Raw genomic sequence first — 15,781 nt, forward strand, 5'->3', positions numbered from 1 at the left:
TTATTCTGTAACCTCCTCACCTAAGTACGCTTCAATTACTTTCGGATTTGAACGTATTTCATCAGGTGTTCCATCAGCAATTAATTGTCCGTGATCAAGCACGTAGATCCGTTCGCAAATCCCCATAACTAAGCTCATATCATGTTCGATTAATAATATCGTTAAATCAAATTCCTTACGAATGAAGGCAATAAGCTCCATTAAATCATGCGTTTCCTTTGCATTCATCCCTGCTGCCGGTTCATCCAGCAATAATAGCTTTGGTGCAGCAGCCAATGCCCGGGCAATTTCCAGGCGACGCTGCATTCCGTACGGCAAGTTTTTAGCAAGCTCATCCCGGTATACATCAAGCCCGAAAATTTTCAAAAATGCCAATGACTCCTGTTCCATTTTCTCTTCGCCTTTAAAGTGACTAGGTAAACGGAAAATGCTCGAAACTAAATTATGTTTTGCCAAACCATGGTTTGCGACCTTTACATTGTCCAGTACAGATAACTCTTTAAACAGGCGGATATTTTGGAACGTCCGGCTAATTCCCTGGCGTGTCACTTTATAAGGATCCAAGCCGCCAATTGATTTTCCGTTGAATAGAATTGTGCCTTCCGTTGGTGCATATACACCTGTCAGCATATTAAATGTTGTTGTTTTCCCTGCCCCATTCGGACCGATTAAACCTATCAACTCTCCTTGATTCATATGCATTTGTACATTTTGAACAGCTTTTAAACCACCAAACTGAATACCTAGGTTCTCTACTTTTAGAAGTGCACTGCTCATACGCGAGTACCTCCTTTTTTACCAAACTTGAAGTATGCTGTAATCTCTTTTGAGCCTAATAAACCTGTAGGGCGATAAAGCATAACTAATATTAAAATCAGTGAGTAAATAATCATCCGCGTTTCCGGGAAGTCCTGTAAATACGTAGAAACGAATGTTAGTAACACTGCAGCAATAACTGAACCAGATAAACTGCCCAAACCACCCAATACGACGAATATTAATATATCAAATGATTTTAAAAAACCGAACGCAGTCGGCTGAATAATATAGTAATTATGGGCATAGATTGCACCTGCCACTCCAGCGAAGAACGAACCGATTGCAAATGCGACAACCTTGTAATACGTTGTGTTAATCCCCATTGCGTCAGCTGCAATTTCATCTTCCCGTATCGAAATACACGCACGACCGTGACGCGAATTCGTAAAGTTGGAGATGACGAGAATTGTAACGAAAGTCGCGAAAAAGGCATATGTCCATGTAGACTGATGGGCAACTTGCAAGCCTGCTGCACCACCTACATAATCGGTATTCACAAATACAATTCGAATGATTTCAGCAAACCCGAGCGTCGCAATCGCCAAGTAGTCGCCTTTTAAACGAAGTGATGGAATACCTACAAGTAATCCGGCAAGTGCTGCAACAATAGCACCAATTAAAATGGCTGTAATAAATGGCATGCCAAATTTCATTGTACAAATAGCCGATATGTAAGCTCCGACGGCCAGGAAACCTGCATGCCCTATCGAAAACTGGCCTGTAACTCCGATAATAACGTGTAAACTTACCGCCAAAATAATATTGATACACATTGCGATGAACATATTTTGATAGTAGAACTGGACAACGCCGTTGGAAATCAATAATTGAACAACTGCATAAATCACAAGTGCTAGGACGGCATAACCCCAAAAGATTTTCGATTTTTTCATGCTGTTCACCTATACTTTCTCGCGTGTATTTTTACCGAAAATACCCGCTGGACGTAATATTAGAATTAAAATCAGGATGACAAATGCGGCTGCATCTCGCCATAATGAATATCCGAGTGCCGAAACAACTGTTTCAACAACCCCTAGTACAAGACCGCCTACCATTGCTCCAGGAATAATGCCAATACCACCTAAAACAGCTGCAATGAAAGCTTTAATACCAGGCATAATCCCCATTAACGGATCGATACGTGTATAGTAAATACCAAAAATTACGCCCGCAGCTCCTGCCAAGGCAGAACCAATTGCGAATGTGGCTGAAATTGTATTATCTACGTTGATGCCCATTAAGCGAGCTGCATCTGCATCATGCGATACGGCGCGCATCGCTTTACCGATTTTTGTTTTATGAACAATGAATTGTAATAAGATCATTAAGAAAATCGAAACAGATAAAATAAAAATCGCCAACGTACTGATCTGTGCACCGAAAATTTCAATATTCTTCGCTGTAAATACTGTCGGATACGCCTCAGGAGAAGGACCTCTAAAGAAAATTACCGTATACTCGATTAACAAGGAGACACCAATTGCCGTAATAAGAGCTGCAATACGGGTTGCATTACGCAGTCGTTTATAAGCGACACGCTCTATAATGACTCCAATGACAGCACATAATATCATCGCGATTATAAGGGCTAAAAAGATATTCATTTCCCAGCGTGCAATGGCATAAAAGCCGATAAAAGCACCAAGCATGAAGACGTCACCGTGAGCAAAATTGATGAGCTTAATAATTCCGTATACCATCGTATAGCCTAGTGCGATCAGTGCATAAATACTACCTAGCGAAATACCATTCACTAATTGTTGGATCCATTCCATACAGTTCACTCCTTTTTTCTCTATTAATGTATGAAAAAAAAAGGGAGGCTAGTTCCGCCCCCCTTACTCGTAAAAAATTAAGGATTAACTTTAGAGTTGAACTGTTGTTTGCCGTCTACGAATTCTAGAACTGTTGCTGATTTTACTGGGTTGTGGTTTTCGTCAACTGTGAAAGTACCTGTTACTAAGCTTAAATCCTTCGTTGCTGCAAGCTGCTTCTGAATTGCCTCACCTGTAATGTCTCCATCTACACGCTTGATTGCGTCTACGATAAAGTAAATAGAATCATAGCCTAATGCATGGAAAGCGTTCGGTGATTTGCTGTACTCATCATTAAATGCTTTAACGAAGTCCTGAATTTTTGAATCCGGATCTTCAGACGAGTAGTGGTTAGTAATAAACGTATTATTTAACGCATCAGCACCTGCTAATTCAATTAGGTCCGGCGAATCCCAACCATCAGCACCCATTAACGGTACGGTAATACCTAATTCACGGGCTTGTTTTACAATGATACCTACTTCTTCATAGTAACCAGGGATGAAAATGAAATCAGGATTTTTCCCTTTAATGTTTGTTAATTGAGATTTAAAGTCTACATCCTTTGCAACATATGCCTCTTCAGCGACTACTGTGCCACCGTTTGCCGATACTGTTTCCTTGAATGATGCCGCTAAACCTTTTGCATAATCTGAAGCATTATCCGCAAAAATTGCCACATTTTTAGCTTGTAGTTCATTTGTCGCAAAGTTTGCTGCTACCGTCCCTTGGAATGGGTCGATGAAACATGTACGGAATGCATATTCATTTATTGAGCCGTCATCGTTTACCGTTACATTTGGCGCAGTACCTGAGCCTGTAACCATAGGAACTTTATGCTGAGCTGCAATTTGGACCGTGGCCACTGAGTTACCTGAAGTAGCCGGCGCTAACATTGCCACCACCTTTTCCTGTTCTGCCAATTTCATCGCGGCAGAAGTTGCTTCAGCTGTTTCTGATTTATTGTCGACTGGAATATACTCCAGCTGTTTGCCATCAATACCACCTGCTGCATTAATTTCTTCAATCGCCAATTTTGCACCATCATTGATTGATGATCCGTAAGAAGCAACAGCACCAGATAATTCTAAGTTTGCTCCGATTTTAATTGTGTCGCCAGCTGCATTGCTGCTGCCGCCTGATCCAGAAGAACTAGAGGTATCATCACCGCATCCAGCTAACACCCCTGTTAATAATGCTGTTGCCATGAATAATGAACCATACTTTTTTGTCTTTTTGTGATTTGTCATCATCATTTCCCCCTTAGTCATACTACAAATGTTAGATATTTCTGATAATTATAACCAATACCCCACACTCATACAATCTAAATTTTAAATATTCTGAATAAAATTTACGAGAATAATATAAACAATTATTCCAACTTCTGTATTGTAAACGAATAATAATTATTAGTCTAGTACGATTATTCTGTTAATTTTATGTATTCTAAATTTACAATCTAATACTTTCTATTAATAAAAAAATCGCCGTTTATTTTTCCGGAATCCGAAAAACGACGATACGTTCATTTTCATTTTTTTCATGGCGTAATTTTATATCTAAATAGCAATGTAGTGACTGATCTTGTTGTAAATAATCCATATATTCAGGGGATGGATAATATAAAATAATATCTACCATTCGAGGGTATAACATGATGGAATCCATAACACGCTTCATAAACTCACGAAATACATGTATTGAGAAGGGATTAAAGAAGAAAAAGACATTATCGTGCTTTGTAATTTCATATGTTTCAGCAATGATATTCAAAAATTGAATGGGTGCTTGTTTCTTTTTTACTTTTTTTAAATACTGCTCTGCATTATGCTCGGCTTCCGTAAAAAACTTCTGATCCATTTCAATACCTATTACGGGAATATGGAAGCGATGATATATATAAATAGGAACTCGCCCTTTCCCGCAGCCAATATCTAGAAAACGTGGATTAGCTGGCAGTTCGTAGCATTCGAATAATTGTTCCAAACCACTGTAAGGTGTTGGTTCATAGCGATGGTACTTTGCTAATTTGGGAAAACCGTATTGATAACCGGTCGTTTGGATGTTAAGCATATGATCATATTGCTGTTCGTTCATTCGTTCACCTCACAAATTAGTTAAAAATTTTATGTTACTATAACGTTAATCTAAATTGAAGCTATATCTAAGCTCATGTTCAAGTAACCACTGTTTTCTCCATAAACCGCCTGCATATCCTGTAAGTTTTCCATTCTGGCCGATAATCCGGTGGCATGGTACGATGATACTTATGACATTTTTGCTATTTGTCATCCCAACTGCGCGGACCGCCTTTTCATTTGCAATTTGTTGGGCAATTTCTTTATAGGAAGCGGTTTTCCCGTAAGGAACAGTTGTTAATGCTTGCCATACCGATGTTTGAAACATTGTTCCTTCTAATTTATAAAGTACCGAAAAAGTTTTGCGTTTGCCTTTAAAATATTCATCCAGTTCTATGCAGCAGTCTAATAAAAGCTGAGGGGTATCATTAGATGGGTAGTTTAGAATCTCTTCTCGCTCTGCAAATAATACCGATGCTATAAAATGTTCGGTTCCTGCAATTTCAATAACGCCTATTGGCGAAGCATAATCTAATTTATACATTGTACTACTCCTTCCCTTCTCAAAATTTACTATAACGTAATTTCTTTATTAAAAAAAGAACCTTTAATCCGACAAAGATTAAAGGTTCTTTCTATATAACAATTATGCTTTGTTTAAACCTAAAGCTTTCGTTGTTGTTTCATGCACTTCTTTAAGAAGTTCAGTATTTTCAACTAAGTTTTCACCGTAAGATGGAATCATTTCCTTAATCTTCGGCTCCCAAGCTTTCATTTCTTCTGGGAAGCATTGGTTGATTACTTTTAACATAACAGATACTGCTGTAGAAGCACCTGGAGATGCACCAAGTAATGCTGCAATAGAACCGTCGTGTGCAGTTACAACTTCAGTACCGAATTGTAATGTACCTTTACCAGCGTCTGTGTCTTTAATAACTTGAACACGTTGACCTGCAACACTGATTTCCCAGTCATCTGACTTAGCAGTAGGAATGAATTGACGTAATTCCTCCATACGTGCTTCTTTTGAAAGAACTAATTGAGAAACTAAATATTTGCTCAACGACATTTCTTTCACACCACAAGCAAGTAGTGTCAATAAGTTATGTGGTTTAATTGAAGCAAATAAATCCATATTTGACCCAGTTTTTAAGAACTTCGGAGAGAAGCCTGCAAATGGTCCGAATAATAATGATTTTTTACCATCGATATAACGAGTATCTAAGTGCGGTACTGACATCGGTGGCGCACCAACCGCTGCTTTACCATATACTTTCGCATGGTGTTGGTTAACTACTTCTTCATTGTTACAAACTAAGAATAAACCAGAGATCGGGAATCCACCGATATGTTTTGATTCAGGGATACCAGATTTTTGTAGTAACTCGAGGCTACCACCACCGGCTCCAAGGAATACAAATTTCGCAATGTGGTATTCGACTTTACCGTTTTCTTTGTTGTGAACTTTTACTTCCCAAGAACCATCTTTTAAACGTTTTACATCTAAAACATTATGGTTGTAGTTTACATCTACATCTTGCTTTTGTAAGTTCGAGATTAACGTACGAGTTAACGCCCCAAAGTTAACATCCGTACCAGAATCGATTTTTGTTGCAGCAATTGGTTCACTTGATGTACGTTCATTCATAATTAAAGGAATCCATTGTTTTAGTGTTTCAGGATCATCTGAGAATTCCATTCCTTCGAATAAAGGATTTGCTGTCATTGCTGCATGACGCTTTTTAAGATACTCAACATTGCCAGCACCTTGTACCATACTCATATGTGGAAGAGGCATAATGAATTCTTCCGGTTTTTCGATTTGCTTTGTGTTAACTAAGTGTGTCCAAAATTGTAGTGAATCTTGGAATTGTGTGTTAACGTTAATCGCTTTAGTAATATCGATTGTTCCGTCTTTCTTCTCGCTTGTGTAGTTAAGCTCACATAAAGCGGCATGCCCAGTTCCGGCATTGTTTAATTCGTGAGAGCTTTCTTCACCAGCTTTAGCTAAGTTCTCAAATACTTTGATTTTCCAATCCGGTGCTAATTCTTTAAGCATTGTACCTAAAGTAGCACTCATAATTCCGGCACCAATTAAGATAACGTCTGATTTGATATGCTTGTTACTCATTTTTACCTTCCCTTACATATATATTAAGATTTTTAGAATAATGTAAGCGCTCTATTTTACTATCGACAACCCTATATAGGAGACGATTCCATTGATTCTATATCATTTATTACCTTATTGTAGTGTAACACAATTGTGAAAAGATTAAAATATATACAAACTGCGCCACCGCAAGCAAGTGAAAAGGTTGCCTTTTGCGAGAAAAGACGAAACATTTGTGAGCATATTTTGTAGAAGCTTAAATTCATTTATTTATTTTTTCTTTATTTTCTAACAACTTTTTTCTAACTATTTTGTCTATTTTAAGTTATGCTACAATGATAAGCCTATACTTTTCATTAAATGGAATTTCTATTAAGATCGACTTGAAATATCGACAATATTTTGTAAGAATAGTAGGCATCGCTCTTTGCATAAATTATATAATAAGTACAGTTATCATAAGAAATACATGACAAATGTAAATAGTTCATAATTTAAATTAAAACTAAAATCAAATCTGAGTGAGATAAGGGGGATGTTTATGAAAATTTATACGGATAGTGGTTCTGACTTACCCAAATCATTTTTTGATAAGGAAGAAGTACATCTTTTTCCGTTACGCGTATTAGTGAAAGGTGTTGAATATGATGACATTATTGGCATCACAACTGACCAGGTATACGCGGCAATTGCTGAAGGTGAGCAACTTAAAACATCACAAGTTTCATTAGAAGTATTTATTAACGCTTTTGAAGAATTAGCAAAATCCGATGAAGAAGGAGTTTATATTGCCTTTTCATCAGAACTGTCTGGTACATGCCAAACAGCAATTTTGGCAAAAAATCAAGTATTGGAAAGCTATCCGAACTTGAAATTAGAAATTATTGATACGAAATGTGCTTCTTATGGTCAAGGATTAGTAGTAAAAGAAGCCGTACGTTTAAATAACTTTGGTATTGAGTTTAATGAAGCCGTTGAAAAACTAACATCAATGGCCGATTCAATGGAACATCTATTTACAGTTGGCGATTTAAACCACTTAGCAAAAGGCGGTCGTGTTTCAAAAGCGAGTGCATTTATGGGTGGATTACTTAATATTAAACCTATTTTAAATATGGATGATGGAAAGCTTGTACCAATTGAAAAAACACGCGGATTCAAAAAAGCGATTAATCGTATGACTGATATTATGAAAGAGCGTGGAGGTGACTTCACGAATAAGATTGTTGGTATTTCTCATAGTAACGATGAGGAATTAATGCATGAAGTGAAAGTTGCTATTGAAGAAAAGATTCAGCCTCAAGCAATTGAAACAACAACAATCGGTGCGGTAATCGGTGCACATGTCGGTCGAGGAACAATCGCTATTTTCTTTACAAATGATAAATAAAATAAAGGCTGGCACATTTTTTGTGACAGCCTTTTTATTATTACCAGAAAAAAATTGATGCTAGTGCAATACCTGTAATTGCACCTAATGCAATACCGTAGCCAAAACCTGGTGCTCCATATCCTCCACCAAATCCCCAGAAACCAATTCCATAACCCGCCCTATCAGGCATAATCCAAACCATACGATTGTCTACTTTTGTAATTCTTCCAACATGGACATTTCCTTTATTATCATTTATTCTGACACGTTTCCCTTGATGTTTGCAGCACAAATCATACGCCTCTTGGTGATTCATAAGTTCTCCTCCTTTCTGTAAGTTTTTCTACTATATGTTCAAGCTTTTTGCACATACATGCGCATCGTCTAGTTCATACACTAAGAAAAAGGAGAAAATTATGCCCATTCTTGATACAAAATTATTGTTTGAAAAAACGGAACACCGTGAACTGGCAGCGTATCCAATCATCCAATCCATTTTCCCTCGATTTCCACCTGAGGCCGTTCAATTTGAACTTTTACAACAAGGTTTGCTTCAACATGAGGAACTTCGCTTAACATTGGATGTTTGGCAAATATCAAAAAGACTATTAGAGGAATTAATACGTTTATGGGACGGACCTGATATACCTGTTGCCATTTTGCCGATAAAAAACGGATTTGTAAAGAATGGTGTTGCCTACCCTAATGGCATTTGTTTGTATGTATCCCCTCGCGTAACAATAAAAGAACTCCATGCGCTGTTTACCCATGAATATCATCATATTTGCAGGCGCCGGTATTTAATAGAACCTCCTACATTACTTGATTCATTGCTTATGGAAGGGCTGGCCGAACATGCGGTGGAAAGCTTATATGGAGAGTATGCATTAAGTTCTTGGACAAAACGGTATTCCTTGGAGGAGGTATTGAGCTATTGGGATACGCATTTCACCCAAGCATTGCATGTTCCAGGTTTACATGAACATCAAGCGTTTTTATTCGGGGACTCGGCATTAAATTTACCTCCTTGGATTGGGTATTGTACCGGGTATCGATTGGTTGAAGCTTTTTTACAAAAGAAAGGCCCTTATGATGTAAAACAACTGCTGGCGATGCCATCACTTTATTTATTAGAAGGTGCCGGATGGAAAAAGGGAGTAACCGAATAATTAGTTACGGTTACTCCCTTACATATTATTTTTGAACGACTGGCTCCGGATAATCAAAATCTTTCGTGTCTACTTCAACTGATTTAATCTTTTGATCTTCCAGCGGTTTATCACCTTTCCCGCGTTCAGCAGCAACAATTTCATCGACTGTTTCCATTCCTTCAGTTACCTTGCCGAATGCTGCATAGTCTCCATCCAAATGCGTTGCCTGCTCCGTCATTATAAAGAATTGAGAGCCTGCCGAATCCGGATCTTGTGAACGGGCCATCGAAATTACACCGCGCTCATGTGTTAATGTATTTTCAAATCCGTTTGATGTAAATTCTCCTTTAATTGCATAATCAGGTCCGCCCATACCTGTACCATCCGGGTCTCCACCTTGTATCATGAAACCGGGAATAACACGGTGGAAAATTAGTCCATCATAAAAACCATCTTCCACAAGTGAGATAAAATTGGCCACTGTATTAGGGGCTGTTTTTGGCTCTAGCTCAATAACGATCTTTTCATCATTTTCCATTGTAATCGTAACAATTGGATTTTCCGTTACTTCCTCAGCATAATTTACAGTACTCCCCTGCTCTTCGTTTTCCGCCTTCTCCTTACCACATGCAGCTAAAATGACGATTAGCACTGTAAATAAAATGATTTGATAAAACTTTTTCACACAAATTCATCTCCTTTTCCAACATAATTCCATCATACTACGGAAGTTTAAATAAGAGCATCAATTGGAAGCAGTGTTTTCAATAAAAAACACCTAATCATTGCAGATGCAACGTTTTAGGTGCTGTAATGAACGTTATTATTTGTTTTCCATAGGTAAGGAAATACTATGGTTTTAAAATAAATTTAATACTTTGATCCTCATGATCATGGAATTTCTTATATGCTTCACTCGCCTCAGATAGTGGCACTTTATGGGTAATGATTTCTGTTGGATCAATCTTCCCTTCAGCAACCATTTCATAAAGCATTGGACTGTAATGAATCGCTGGTGCTTGTCCCGTTTTCACGGTTACATTACGCTCGAAAATATTGCCTAACGGGAACATATTGTATTTTGAACCATATACACCCGTCAGCTGGATTGTACCAAATTTCCGGACTGCCTTAATTCCAACATCAATGGCACTCAGTGTTCCGCCCTGAAGTTTCAGCTTTTGCTGTGCTTTTTCTACAAGAGACATTTTCCCGTCCATACCCACACAGTCAATAACTACATCAGCTCCTCCATGTGTAAGCTCATGAAGATGATTTCCTACATCGTCAAAATCATCAAAGTTAAATATTTCAACATTGTTTGTACGTTTCGCATGCTCTAAACGATAGTTTAAAGGATCTACTACCATTACACGCTTCGCACCTTTCATCCACGCGAATTTCTGTACCATTAATCCTATTGGACCTGAACCTAGTACAATAACCGTATCGCCCTTTTTAACACCCGAATGTTCTACACTCCAATAGGCTGTCGGCAATACATCAGATATAAACAGTAATGCCTCATCTTCTAGTTCACAGTTGTCAGGTACTTTAAATGGTATGAAGTTTCCGTACGGTACACGCAAATATTCAGCCTGTCCACCCGGGAAGTTACCGTAGCGCTCTGTATATCCAAAATATGCACCTGAATCAATTGCCGGATTTTCGTTGGCATTGTCACATTGGCTTTCCAACTGATTTTGACAGTAGAAGCATTCGCCGCAAGCGACATTAAAAGGAATAACAACTCGATCCCCTTTTTTAACTTTCGTTACATCAGGTCCGACTTCTTCCACAATTCCCATTGGCTCATGTCCAATTACAAAATCCTCTCGTGCCGGAACAGCTCCACGATAAATATGGAGATCTGACCCGCAAATAGCCGTTGAGGTAATACGAACAATAATGTCATCTGGCTTTTCAATTTTTGCATCCGGAACTTCTTTTACTTCTACTTTTTTGGCACCTTGATACGTTACTGCTTTCAAAAAGACCCCTCCTGTTGGATAAAGTATTAGAATTAAACTTCGGTGAAGTCATTCTGTAAGTTCTATACCCTCCATCAAAAAAAATATACATAAAATCAACCATTGCTTAGTCATGGACGGACATAAAAAAACACTAACCCTCTATAGGATTAGTGCTTTCTATTATGGCTGTTTAATATTATTTCGTTCCAAATAAGCTATATAGTCTGTCCCTTCTTTTAGTGCTTTTTCCTCCATCGGAATGCGAATAGACAGGATAATGAAATTTAAAATGGTGAAACAAATAGCTGTAAAATATGCCTGAAACATAAGAGGCAATACAGCAATTTCCAAACATACAACTAAATAGTTTGGGTGACGGATAAAAGAATACGGTCCCTTCGCTACTACATTTGCTCCAGGTAAAATAATAATCTTCGTATTCCAGAAAGATCCTAATGAAACTAGACACCATACCCTTAACATCTGCAGCAATAAAAATAAAACCAGCCATATATAATGCGGTGTAAATTGTTCACTGAAAAATACTACTTCAATAAGAAGACTTACAAAAAAGCCCGTATGCAGTAATATCATGAATGGATAATGAGAAGCACCTACTTCATATGCTCCTTTAGCAAGCATTAATTTTTCATTTCTTTTTGCTACAACCAGCTCTACTAATCTTTGAATAATTACAAAAGCTAGTACAATATAAAAAATCAGCTTACTCCCTCCATTCCAATAATACTACTTCTCCGCTAAAACCAGGCCCTAAAGCAACCAATAATCCTAAAGTATCCGCTTTTTTTTCATTTAACATAAATTGTTCCAAAACATAAAGAACTGTCGGAGAAGACATATTTCCATTTTTTTGTAATATTTCACGTGAAACATCTGTATGTTCCGTTGTTAAATTCAATGTTTCTTCATAAGCATGTAACACCTTTTTCCCACCTGGGTGTGCTACAAAATTCTCAATTTGCTCAGGTGAAACATCGTGCTTATTTAAAAATTCATGAATAAACGGCCCAAGCCATTTTGAAATAATGACGGGAATGCTCTTTGAAAACACAACATGCAAACCGCTATTCTTTACATCCCAGCCCATAACATCTTCAGAATCGGGCATCCATTTTGAGCCGCATCCCTTAATATACGGTATAGGTACATTTTGCTCTAGTTCAACATCATCGCCGCATACAAGGGCACAAGCCGCTCCATCAGCAAATAATGAAGTACCTACAAGATTACTTTTAGAATAATCATCTTTTTGGAATGTAAGACTGCATAGTTCAACACAAACGACAAGAACCTTTGCGTTTGGGTGTGCTTTGCAATAGTCATGCGCCCTGCTAATACCTGCCGCTCCACCTGCACAGCCTAGCCCCCATATCGGGATTCTAACTAGTTCATTGGAAAAGGGAAGAATATTCATAACGCGGGCATCAATACTTGGCGTTGAAATGCCTGTACTGCTAATAAATATAATAGCATCTATATCTTCGGTAGATAGATCCTGTTGTAAAAAGGAACGGTTTGTTAAACATTTTTTTATGACTTCAACACTATATTCGGTAGCCAATTTTATATAGAGTTCATTGCGTTCTTCAAATGTATGGTCTTCACGATACCAGTCAGGTGAAACACATAAATTCCTTGTCTTTATTTCACCATTCTCAAAAACTTTTAATAACCGTTCTAACTTTGGAATTTTATGTTGGAAAAGCTCTTTCGTCAATTGCTCAATGTTCGTCTGAGCTAATGTGAAAGGCGGTGTATGAGTACTTACTGAAGCGATTTTTGGAATAGTAATTTCTCCTTATATGAATTATTTTCTTACAATGTATTGATAAAATCATAAAAATATACAGAAATAGATGGAAATTTTGAGGTCTTGTCCATGAATAATAGCACTATCCATTTACTGGACGGTGCTATTATCTTCTTTATTAACTTCAGCCATCACGATTGAAGAACGGTTTACCAGCCTCTTCGTTTTGAACAACCACAGCCGCCATTCGGTCTAAACGGTGTTCCACACATCGTATTAGTTTCGAAGCACTCATTCACAACTGATTGTGTATGAGGGAAATAGTGTTGGTTGTTAATATAATGTTGGTTGACCGTCGTTAAATGTGATGGATGTACATGTGGCACCACCGTGTTTGATACATTTCTTTGAACATATTGTCTCGTTGGCGAAATTTGCGGTGATGCATATTGAGCTGGTCCTGTTTGTGTTGGCAATTGCTGTGCATTATTGAAAAAAGATTGACCTCTTTCGTCATTAAATGAATTAAACCAGTTTCTATTAACCAATTTTATCCTCCTTCCTTCATCTTGATGTATCTCTACTAATTTATGAAGGAAATTCGGAACAACCTATTTACTTGCCTATTGTTATGAAACAAATTTTAAAGAATATGCAGCTATCTATAAAAATAGTGAAGTAAAGTCAGGAAAGTAATTGTCTAGTAAAAACTTATTGAATCTTTTGAGATAGTGGTGTGTAAAGTTTTTCCCATATTTCTTTTACACCTGCTGATGCATGTCCTTTTGCATAATGGATATGCTCATTTTCCGATAATGCTAATATGGCGTCACATGCATTTCCAACTGCAATTGCAGGATAACCAAGATTGAAAAGACTGAGATCATTTTCGGAATCTCCTGCTACAACAACCTTCCCATCATAATGACACTTATTAAGTACATATTTCAGAGCAGCACCTTTATTAATATTTGCAGGCAGAATATCTACATCTCTTTCACTGCTGAAAATAAGATCAACTGCTAAATTATGTTGCTTGATCGCTTGCTTAAGTATATGAACTTGCATTTCACTCGCAAAATAGGCCAATCGCCAAGGTGTATCTATTGGCTGTCTGGCAATGTCAATGGATTTTGCTATTGTTTTAACCTGTTCAAAGTCTTCCTGCCTAATGTTGCCTGCCCATTCCTGGTCAAGCTCATATGAGGGACCAAGGTAAATCGAAGCTCCAACATCACATATTAAAATATCCGGTTTCGGCAGTTGTTCGCGTTCGATTAAATCAATCGCGGACTGTCTATATCTTCCTGTAATATATATAAGAGATGTGTTTTCAAGTGCAAGTGTTTCCCATAATTCAGTATGTGGAACTTTATCACTAACAATTGTATTATCTAAATCTGTTGCTAAGACACGAGGTTTAAGGTAAGGAAATGTAAGCATTTTTTCGTTCATACAGCTCCTTTACTTTGCGGGAAATAAGAGACCAGTTAAATTCTTTTATCGCATATTGTTTTGCATCACGACGCATTTTTAATAGTTTAGGCGAGCTCTTTAAGAAATACGCCATGCTATCGCTTAGTTTTTGCACGTTTGCTTTAGGTATATGAAGACCTGTCACTCCGGATTTAACGACATCTTTTAGTCCACCTACATGTGTCGCAATTACAGGACAACCACAAGCCTGCGCTTCTGCAGCTACCATACCAAACGATTCATAATGTGAAGGCATAATAGTTGCTAATGCACCTGAATAAAGGCTCTTTAACTGTTTTTCATTTTTGGGGCCAAGGAATAATACTCGATCTTCCATTCCTTTGATTGCTTCCTTTAGCGGCTCGCTTTTCGGGCAATAGTTCTTTACATCAACTGATTCCGGACATCCCCCTGCAATAAGCAGCTTCACGTTATCAGGGACTTCATGCATTTCCAGCATATATCTGAATCCTTTTAAAAGATCAAAAATCCCTTTTGATGTTTCTAAACGGCCGGCATAAAAATAGTACGGAAATGCAAACTGTTCCTCTTCTTCAGAAGACGCCAGATACAATGGGGAAACACCTACCGGCACAACGGATACAGCACTTTTTTTCTTTGTAAAAACTTCAATCTGCTGCTTCTCATTTGGAGTAGTAGCAATAACTACATCCGCTTGTTCCATAATCAGTTTTTCAAAGTGCTTACGCTTATTTTCTATAAATCCTGTACCTTGCTCTTTTGCAATTGCAAGGGAGTGATTTGTGTGGCACCAGTAAAATGAATATTCTTTCTGTAGATTATATGCGAGTACTCCTGATAACCAGTAATGTGTATGAACAACATCATAGCTGCTAATATCCAGGGCTTCTGTCATTTCTTCGTATAATCGTGGAAGTAAAGTAAACATCTGGCGCTTATCAACAAAGCCTTTTTGACCACCTGCAAAGCGGTATACTTTACTACGCTCACCCAACTGTTCAACAGCCGGCTTTTGTTCATTACTCCAATGTGTAACAATATCAACGCTGTAACCAAGTCCGTCAAGCTGCAGGGCTAAATGTTTTACATAGTTGTTTTGTCCACCTGCTTGTTTACTTCCAAGTGGAATTAAAGGGTCGCCATGATCAGAAATAAATAATATCTTTCTCAAATGAAATCTCATCCTTTCGTTCTTAAGCAGCGAATCATAGCTGTAAAACTTTACT

General features: G+C 37.8%; 17 protein-coding genes. 2 read left to right on the top strand and 15 right to left on the bottom strand.

What is annotated here, in order from left to right:
• The 7 genes from ABS917_RS09030 to mqo all read right to left on the bottom strand — a co-directional run bounded on the left by ABS917_RS09030 (position 1) and on the right by mqo (position 6,848).
• Positions 1-777, bottom strand: coding sequence for an ABC transporter ATP-binding protein (locus ABS917_RS09030; protein WP_350478663.1), 777 nt, complete (start codon positions 775-777; stop codon positions 1-3).
• Positions 774-1,712 carry a branched-chain amino acid ABC transporter permease gene (locus tag ABS917_RS09035; RefSeq protein WP_350478664.1) on the bottom strand — a complete coding sequence of 313 codons (939 nt, stop codon included), beginning with the start codon at positions 1,710-1,712 and terminating at the stop codon, positions 774-776. The genes ABS917_RS09030 and ABS917_RS09035 overlap by 4 nt, the downstream gene beginning before the upstream one ends.
• A gap of 9 nt (positions 1,713-1,721) precedes the next feature.
• On the bottom strand, positions 1,722-2,597 hold the full coding sequence (locus tag ABS917_RS09040; RefSeq protein WP_350478665.1) for a branched-chain amino acid ABC transporter permease: 876 nt from the start codon (positions 2,595-2,597) through the stop codon (positions 1,722-1,724).
• Between the two features lie 77 nt (positions 2,598-2,674).
• Positions 2,675-3,886, bottom strand: a complete 1,212-nt coding sequence (locus tag ABS917_RS09045; RefSeq protein WP_350478666.1) for an ABC transporter substrate-binding protein — start codon at positions 3,884-3,886, stop codon at positions 2,675-2,677.
• Between the two features lie 244 nt (positions 3,887-4,130).
• Complete coding sequence (locus ABS917_RS09050; protein ID WP_350478667.1) at positions 4,131-4,736, bottom strand: methyltransferase domain-containing protein; 606 nt, start codon at positions 4,734-4,736, stop codon at positions 4,131-4,133.
• A gap of 45 nt (positions 4,737-4,781) precedes the next feature.
• Positions 4,782-5,261, bottom strand: coding sequence for a methylated-DNA--[protein]-cysteine S-methyltransferase (locus ABS917_RS09055; protein WP_350478668.1), 480 nt, complete (start codon positions 5,259-5,261; stop codon positions 4,782-4,784).
• 102 nt (positions 5,262-5,363) lie between these two features.
• Positions 5,364-6,848: a malate dehydrogenase (quinone) gene (gene mqo / locus ABS917_RS09060; protein WP_350478669.1), complete on the bottom strand. Its 1,485-nt coding sequence runs from the start codon at positions 6,846-6,848 to the stop codon at positions 5,364-5,366.
• Positions 6,849-7,371: 523 nt separating this feature from the next.
• Between mqo and ABS917_RS09065 the strand changes: the two genes are divergently transcribed.
• Positions 7,372-8,220 carry a DegV family protein gene (locus tag ABS917_RS09065; protein ID WP_350478670.1) on the top strand — a complete coding sequence of 283 codons (849 nt, stop codon included), beginning with the start codon at positions 7,372-7,374 and terminating at the stop codon, positions 8,218-8,220.
• Positions 8,221-8,260: 40 nt separating this feature from the next.
• On the opposite strand, the gene ABS917_RS09070 is transcribed toward ABS917_RS09065, so the two are convergent.
• Complete coding sequence (locus tag ABS917_RS09070; RefSeq protein WP_350478671.1) at positions 8,261-8,518, bottom strand: hypothetical protein; 258 nt, start codon at positions 8,516-8,518, stop codon at positions 8,261-8,263.
• A gap of 100 nt (positions 8,519-8,618) precedes the next feature.
• Here ABS917_RS09070 and ABS917_RS09075 point away from each other — a divergent pair, with 100 nt between their 5' ends.
• Positions 8,619-9,371, top strand: a complete 753-nt coding sequence (locus ABS917_RS09075; protein ID WP_350478672.1) for a DUF2268 domain-containing putative Zn-dependent protease — start codon at positions 8,619-8,621, stop codon at positions 9,369-9,371.
• Between the two features lie 25 nt (positions 9,372-9,396).
• On the opposite strand, the gene ABS917_RS09080 is transcribed toward ABS917_RS09075, so the two are convergent.
• The 7 genes from ABS917_RS09080 to ABS917_RS09110 all read right to left on the bottom strand — a co-directional run bounded on the left by ABS917_RS09080 (position 9,397) and on the right by ABS917_RS09110 (position 15,726).
• Positions 9,397-10,038, bottom strand: coding sequence for a peptidylprolyl isomerase (locus ABS917_RS09080; RefSeq protein WP_350478673.1), 642 nt, complete (start codon positions 10,036-10,038; stop codon positions 9,397-9,399).
• Positions 10,039-10,204: 166 nt separating this feature from the next.
• Positions 10,205-11,344 carry a zinc-dependent alcohol dehydrogenase gene (locus tag ABS917_RS09085; protein ID WP_008407061.1) on the bottom strand — a complete coding sequence of 380 codons (1,140 nt, stop codon included), beginning with the start codon at positions 11,342-11,344 and terminating at the stop codon, positions 10,205-10,207.
• A 162-nt stretch (positions 11,345-11,506) separates the two neighbouring features.
• On the bottom strand, positions 11,507-12,049 hold the full coding sequence (locus ABS917_RS09090; protein WP_483316055.1) for an isoprenylcysteine carboxyl methyltransferase family protein: 543 nt from the start codon (positions 12,047-12,049) through the stop codon (positions 11,507-11,509).
• A gap of 1 nt (position 12,050) precedes the next feature.
• On the bottom strand, positions 12,051-13,133 hold the full coding sequence (locus tag ABS917_RS09095) for a type III polyketide synthase (protein ID WP_483316056.1): 1,083 nt from the start codon (positions 13,131-13,133) through the stop codon (positions 12,051-12,053).
• A 173-nt stretch (positions 13,134-13,306) separates the two neighbouring features.
• On the bottom strand, positions 13,307-13,645 hold the full coding sequence (locus ABS917_RS09100; RefSeq protein ID WP_483316054.1) for a CotD family spore coat protein: 339 nt from the start codon (positions 13,643-13,645) through the stop codon (positions 13,307-13,309).
• 163 nt (positions 13,646-13,808) lie between these two features.
• Complete coding sequence (locus tag ABS917_RS09105; RefSeq protein ID WP_350478676.1) at positions 13,809-14,552, bottom strand: HAD-IIB family hydrolase; 744 nt, start codon at positions 14,550-14,552, stop codon at positions 13,809-13,811.
• Positions 14,518-15,726, bottom strand: coding sequence for a glycosyltransferase (locus tag ABS917_RS09110; RefSeq protein ID WP_350478677.1), 1,209 nt, complete (start codon positions 15,724-15,726; stop codon positions 14,518-14,520). Before ABS917_RS09110 ends, ABS917_RS09105 begins: the two co-directional genes overlap by 35 nt.
• Between the last annotated feature and the right edge of the window lie 55 nt (positions 15,727-15,781).

The sequence above is a fragment of the Solibacillus sp. genome, from assembly GCF_040273735.1.
Classification (GTDB): Bacteria; Bacillota; Bacilli; order Bacillales_A; family Planococcaceae; genus Solibacillus.

Coding starts and splice junctions, on each gene's coding strand:
- ABS917_RS09040 (WP_350478665.1), bottom strand. CDS start 2,597: ATGGAATGGATCCAACAATTAGTGAATGGTATTTCGCTAGGTAGTATT.
- ABS917_RS09030 (WP_350478663.1), bottom strand. CDS start 777: ATGAGCAGTGCACTTCTAAAAGTAGAGAACCTAGGTATTCAGTTTGGT.
- mqo (WP_350478669.1), bottom strand. CDS start 6,848: ATGAGTAACAAGCATATCAAATCAGACGTTATCTTAATTGGTGCCGGA.
- ABS917_RS09070 (WP_350478671.1), bottom strand. CDS start 8,518: ATGAATCACCAAGAGGCGTATGATTTGTGCTGCAAACATCAAGGGAAA.
- ABS917_RS09065 (WP_350478670.1), top strand. CDS start 7,372: ATGAAAATTTATACGGATAGTGGTTCTGACTTACCCAAATCATTTTTT.
- ABS917_RS09055 (WP_350478668.1), bottom strand. CDS start 5,261: ATGTATAAATTAGATTATGCTTCGCCAATAGGCGTTATTGAAATTGCA.
- ABS917_RS09105 (WP_350478676.1), bottom strand. CDS start 14,552: ATGAACGAAAAAATGCTTACATTTCCTTACCTTAAACCTCGTGTCTTA.
- ABS917_RS09035 (WP_350478664.1), bottom strand. CDS start 1,712: ATGAAAAAATCGAAAATCTTTTGGGGTTATGCCGTCCTAGCACTTGTG.
- ABS917_RS09050 (WP_350478667.1), bottom strand. CDS start 4,736: ATGAACGAACAGCAATATGATCATATGCTTAACATCCAAACGACCGGT.
- ABS917_RS09075 (WP_350478672.1), top strand. CDS start 8,619: ATGCCCATTCTTGATACAAAATTATTGTTTGAAAAAACGGAACACCGT.
- ABS917_RS09045 (WP_350478666.1), bottom strand. CDS start 3,886: ATGACAAATCACAAAAAGACAAAAAAGTATGGTTCATTATTCATGGCA.